The sequence below is a fragment of the Streptomyces odonnellii genome, from assembly GCF_000981895.1.
In the GTDB taxonomy this organism is placed as follows: domain Bacteria; phylum Actinomycetota; class Actinomycetes; order Streptomycetales; family Streptomycetaceae; genus Streptomyces; species Streptomyces odonnellii.
Window position 1 is genome coordinate 1 of the sequence record NZ_LATD01000281.1, and the last position, 4,461, is coordinate 4,461.

Below are 4,461 nucleotides of genomic sequence, written 5' to 3' on the forward strand. Positions count from 1 at the left end.
GGGTCGGAGTGACCGGCGCCGAGGGGGGAGGCAGCGGTACGGACGGCTCGCCGCCGGTCCGCAGAGCCGCGCGGGGATCGGTCGACGGATCGGTGTGCGGACCGGTGTGGGGACCGGCGTGGGGGGTGCCGGTGCTGTACGAGCCGCTGTTCGGCCCTGTCGGCCGGACCTCGGGACGGGGGTCGGAACCCGCGCCCGCGACGGGCCCGTCGGGCCCGAACGCGGCGGGGAGCGGCCCGATCTGGTCGAAGATCTCGACGACCTCGTCGTCGATGTCCGGCTCGGGCAGCAGCTCCGCGGCCGACGCCAGCGCCTTGCGCGCGCCCGTGGCCGTACGGAACCGCGCGTTCGGATCGGGCTGGAGCAGGCCCGCGAGGACCTGCCACAGCGGCTCGGGAATGCCCTGCGGCGCCCCGGGCGTGCCATGGGCGAGGAACAGCTCCACCAGGGCCTTGGAATCGGGCTTCTGACCCTGGAGCAGATAGAGGGCGACCAGACCGACCGCGAAGAGATCGGCGGGGAAGTCGGGCTCGGCGCCCATCATCTGCTCGGGAGCGAAGTAACCGGGCGTACCGACCACGTAGTTGGTCTCCGTCAGGCGTGGCTCGCCCTTGCGCATGGAGATGCCGAAGTCGGAGAGCCGCAGATGGGGCCGGGCCGTTCCGGTGGCCTCCAGCAGGATGTTGGCCGGTTTGATGTCGCGGTGCACGACTCCTTCGGCGTGCACCGCGGCCAGTCCGGAGAGCAGTTGGTCGAGCAGGGTGCAGACGAAGCGGGGCGGGAGCGGCCCGTAGTCGCCGATGACATGTGCCAGCGATCCGCCGCTCACCAGATCCATGGTGAACAGCACCTTGTCGTCGTCGGCGGCCCAGCTCGCCGGGGCGAGGACATGGGGGTGATCGATTCTGAGCGCCTGTTCCCGGACGAAGCGGAGCAGGGTGTGCGCGTCGCTCTGCTGCAGGACCTTCGCCGCGACATAGCGCCGGCGCCGGTGGTCCCAGGCGCGCCACACGGCGCCGACGCCGCCGCGTCCGACCGGGTCGATCAGCTCGTACCGCCCCGCGAAGACCTCACCCATTGCGCCGCGCTCGCTCCCACGTCGTCGTGTCCGGGGGCCCGCCGCCCCCGGTCCCCGCCCGGTCGTCCCGCTCCGGTTCCCGTCAGTTCCGGTGCGGCTCTCCCGTATCCCGTATCCCGTACCCGCTCGTGCCCCGTACCCGCTCCGGACCGGATCCGGACCGGCTCCGGCGCTGCCCCGGACCCGCTCCGGGCTAGCTCTGGTGTGCTTCGTAGTGGGCGACCGCCTCCGCGGTGCGCCCGGCGCCGTAGACCCTGAGGAACTCTGCCAGTTCCGGCTGGGTCGGGGCGAGGGAGTCGGCCGCGTCGATGATGTCGCCGGCCGCGGCGACCGACCGCAGCAGCGACTGGATCTCGCGGACCACCCGGCGTACGGTCGGTGCGCCCGAGCTGTTCGTGGTCTGGCTGGTACCGGTGAGGACGGAGCCGCCCTGCGACTTCTTGATCTCCTCCATCCGGTCGGTGGCCTCCCCCGCGCTGACACTGCCGTCGGCGACCTGACTCGCCAGATCCTGCAGCGCCTGGACCCGCTGGACCACCGCGGGATTGCCAATCTTCGCGCGTTGACCGCTCATCAACTGGGAGAGCATCGGCGCGGAGAGCCCCAGCACGGCGGCGAGCCTGGCCTGATTCAGGCCAAGATCGTCGATCAGCCGGCGGAAGAGCGCCCCCAGTGGCTCTCCGTACCAGCTTCTCTGGAGTTCTCTGGCTCTCGCTGTCGTTTCCTGCTGTGCGGCGTCCATCTGCGTCTCCCCATCGCTTCCCCATCGCGGCAGCTTCGCTGCTGCGAACCTCGTGGGGCATCTTACGGAGCGTGGTCGCGCACGGGGAGTCCCAATCCTTTTGCGGGATCCCGGGAAACACCCGGTAGTCTGGTTCCCGGTGATGGACGGGCCATGCACAGCAGCTTGGCCTTATCCCAGCCGTCCCGGGGCCTTAGCTCAGTTGGTAGAGCGCTGTCTTTGCATGGCAGATGTCAGGGGTTCGACTCCCCTAGGCTCCACTTCTCTTGTCCCCTCCGACCTGTGGAAAAGCGGTCCGGAGGGCGGTGTCCGGCGTCAGATGCCCCGGTGATGGGATAACCCCCGGCGTACAACCGTCCGAGCGAGTCGGCGGTCTGTGCAGTGCGGATTCCATCGGCCGACGCGAGGACATCGAGTGAAGACGCCAGCACGCGAGGGCCATGCCTCGCGGCCCTCAAGCATGTTGACCCCCGCCGTCGGTGCTCCTGGCACGGATGCTGCCGGCGTCGGTGCTTCCGGGGGCCGGGCCCCGTCGGGCGACGGGCCGGCCGGGGGGCGGCATGCCGTGCGGCTCGATGTGCAGGGGCTTCGTGCGTTGGCGGTGTCCCTTGTTGTCCTCTCTCACGCCGGGGTGAAAGGGTTCAGCGGTGGTTATGTCGGTGTCGATGTCTTTTTTGCGATATCCGGCTTTCTCATCACCTTGCTGCTGTTGCGCGAGTTGTCCACCTCGGGTGGGATATCGATCCGGAAGTTCTACGCCCGCCGGGCGCTGCGTCTGCTTCCCGCGTCGACGCTCGTCGTCCTCGCCACTCTCGTCGGCTCCTGGCTGTTCCTGTCGAAGGTCCGCTTCGAGGAGTACGCGGGTGACGCGCTGAGCAGCGCGCTGTACGCGGTGAACATCCGGCTGGCCGTCAACGGAACGGACTACCTCGCCGAGGGAGGTCCTCCCTCACCGTTCCAGCACTTCTGGTCGTTGGCCGTCGAGGAGCAGTTCTATCTGCTCTGGCCGCTGCTGCTCCTGGTGAGCTGGCGGCTGGCGCGCCGGCGCGGACGGCTTCTGGCGGTGCCGCTCGCCGTGCTCTGTCTGGTTTCGTTCGGGCTGAGCGTCACGGCGACAGGCGGCTCGGCGTCCTGGGCGTACTTCGGTTCGCACACCCGGTTCTGGGAGCTGGGCGTCGGCGCGCTGCTCGCCCTGGCGGCCGGGCGGCTCGACCGGCTGCCCGCCAGGGCCGCCGCGCCGATGACCTGGGCCGGTCTGGCCTGCGTACTGCTGGCGGCTGTCCGGTACGACAACGACACCCCCTTCCCCGGGGCCTACGCGCTCCTGCCGGTCCTCGGGACCGCGCTCGTACTGGCCGGCGGCTGCTCGCCCGCTCCGTACGACGCCCGGTGGCTGCTCGCCAGGCGGCCGGCGGTCTGGCTCGGCGGGATCTCGTACAGCTGGTACTTGTGGCACTGGCCGCTGCTGGTCATCGGGCCCATGGCGCTGGGCAGGCCCGGCAGTGTCGGGCTGGCGCTGGTGTTCTCCGTGCTCGGCCTGCCGCTGGCCTGGGCGACCCTGCGGCTGGTGGAGAACCCCGTACGGTTCCACACGGTGTTCCGGGGCCGGACGGGCCGCGCGCTCGGGCTCGGTGCCGGGCTGTCGGCGGGCGCCGCGTTGATCGCCCTGACGGCGTCCCTCTTCCCGCCGGCGATCAGCTCCGGCAAGGCCGCGCCGGAGCTGAAGCAGGAGATCGCGACCGCGGCGGATCCGCTGCCGCGCCTGCGGCAGCTCCTGGAAACGTCCGGTACGAGTCTGCCCAGCAATCTCACCCCGGCCCTGACCGAGATCAAGTCGACGAAGTCGGCGGTCTACCGGGACGGCTGTCATGTGGCGTACGTCGGCACGCAGACGCCGCCGTGTGTCTACGGGGATCCCGCCTCGGACACGGTCGTCGTGCTCTTCGGCGACTCCCACGCGGCCCAGTGGTTCCCCGCGCTCGACCAGCTCGCGCTGAAGCACCATTGGAAGCTGGTGTCGCTGACGAAGGCGTCCTGCAAAACGGCGGCGGTGACCACCGTGTATCACGGCGGTCCGTACGCGTCCTGCGACGCCTGGCGTGACAAGGCGATCACGAAGATAAACGCGCTCCGGCCCTCGCTGGTGATCGTCTCGTCCTCGGACGCGGGTACCCCGGCCCATCCGGCGGCCGACCCCGCGCAGCAGTGGACCGACGGGTTCCGCGAGACCTTCGGCGCGCTCGGGAAATCGGGGGCCCGGGTCGCCGTACTGCTCGACACCCCCTGGCCGAAGACGGACGCGGTCGACTGCGCGGCGTCCTATCCGCTGCGGCTGGGGCGCTGTACGAACCATCTGCCTCAGGCGGTCCATGACCCGTCGCGGCGGAAAGAGGTCAAGGACGCGGTGAAGTCGGCCGGTGCCTCGCTGATCGACCCCGAGCCCTGGCTGTGCACCCGCGCCGACGACTGCCCGGTGCTCGTGGCGAACACGGTCGTCTACCGCGACGACAGCCATGTGTCCGAGGCGTATGCCGCGGCCATCGCCCCCGTGCTGGGTGACCGACTGGCCGAACTCTTCGGCGCGAAGCTGAATCTCTGAGGGGGCGCGGGCAAGGAGGGGGCGCGAGCAGGGCCTGTCTCT

3 protein-coding genes and 1 tRNA gene are annotated in these 4,461 nt (G+C 70.4%); 2 read left to right on the forward strand and 2 right to left on the reverse strand.

Going from position 1 to position 4,461, the window contains the following annotated elements; genetic code table 11:
* Together WH07_RS24605 and WH07_RS24610 are read right to left on the reverse strand one after the other, a co-directional pair.
* Positions 1-1,078 (reverse strand): serine/threonine-protein kinase (locus WH07_RS24605; protein ID WP_052744548.1); only part of this gene is annotated, 1,078 nt, incomplete at its 3' end.
* Between the two features lie 193 nt (positions 1,079-1,271).
* On the reverse strand, positions 1,272-1,820 hold the full coding sequence (locus WH07_RS24610) for a helix-turn-helix domain-containing protein (protein ID WP_046504124.1): 549 nt from the start codon (positions 1,818-1,820) through the stop codon (positions 1,272-1,274).
* A 187-nt stretch (positions 1,821-2,007) separates the two neighbouring features.
* Between WH07_RS24610 and WH07_RS24615 the strand changes: the two genes are divergently transcribed.
* Both WH07_RS24615 and WH07_RS24620 read left to right on the forward strand, forming a co-directional pair.
* Positions 2,008-2,080: transfer RNA gene (locus tag WH07_RS24615), tRNA-Ala, on the forward strand.
* Positions 2,081-2,280: 200 nt separating this feature from the next.
* The gene (locus WH07_RS24620) at positions 2,281-4,419 is read left to right on the forward strand and encodes an acyltransferase family protein (RefSeq protein WP_079023531.1); all 2,139 of its coding nucleotides are present in this window, start codon (positions 2,281-2,283) and stop codon (positions 4,417-4,419) included.
* Positions 4,420-4,461: the final 42 nt, after the last annotated feature.

What these genes read in the sequence shown, in the direction of transcription:
- WH07_RS24610 (WP_046504124.1), bottom strand. Translation starts at nt 1,820, where the DNA reads ATGGACGCCGCACAGCAGGAAACGACAGCGAGAGCCAGAGAACTCCAG.
- WH07_RS24620 (WP_079023531.1), top strand. Translation starts at nt 2,281, where the DNA reads ATGTTGACCCCCGCCGTCGGTGCTCCTGGCACGGATGCTGCCGGCGTC.